The organism is Mesorhizobium sp. M1C.F.Ca.ET.210.01.1.1, assembly GCF_004791585.1.
Lineage (GTDB): Bacteria > Pseudomonadota > Alphaproteobacteria > Rhizobiales > Rhizobiaceae > Mesorhizobium.
This window is the reverse complement of sequence record NZ_SRUU01000131.1, coordinates 1-379: the sequence shown is the minus strand read 5'-3', so window position 1 is coordinate 379 and position 379 is coordinate 1. Positions and strand designations below refer to the sequence as shown.

The window sequence follows — 379 nt, the reverse complement described above, 5'->3', positions numbered from 1 at the left end:
ATGCGACGACCTTGGCGATCGCCCGCATCACCCTCGATGAAGTGGAGCTGCTGCGCGGCTTGGTCGCGGACTGCGAGCGCCTGGCGCAAACCGATTCGGCTCCTCGCGCCCGGCTGGAAGAGATGCAGACCGGCATGGAAATCCATCGCGCAATCGCGCGATTTAGCGCCAACGCCATGCTCGCGGAAATGCTGAACGGACTTTTGGACAAGTGCCAGGTCTATGTCTGGATGGAGTTGACCCAGTTGAACGACTGGAAGGCGGCGCGTGACGACCATCACATGATCGTTGAAGCGATCGCTGCCGGGGACGCCGACACGGCCTGCCGCGAATCCCGCCGTCATATCCGGCAATCGAGGGATGGCATCCTGGACCTCAT

The 379-nt window shown here is 62.0% G+C and carries 1 protein-coding gene; it reads left to right on the top strand.

All coding sequences use genetic code 11. The features are described 5' to 3' along the window. Nucleotides 1–11: 11 nt before the first annotated feature. The coding region (locus EN853_RS33240; RefSeq protein ID WP_245517522.1) for an FCD domain-containing protein at nucleotides 12–379 on the top strand (368 nt) is incomplete at its 3' end.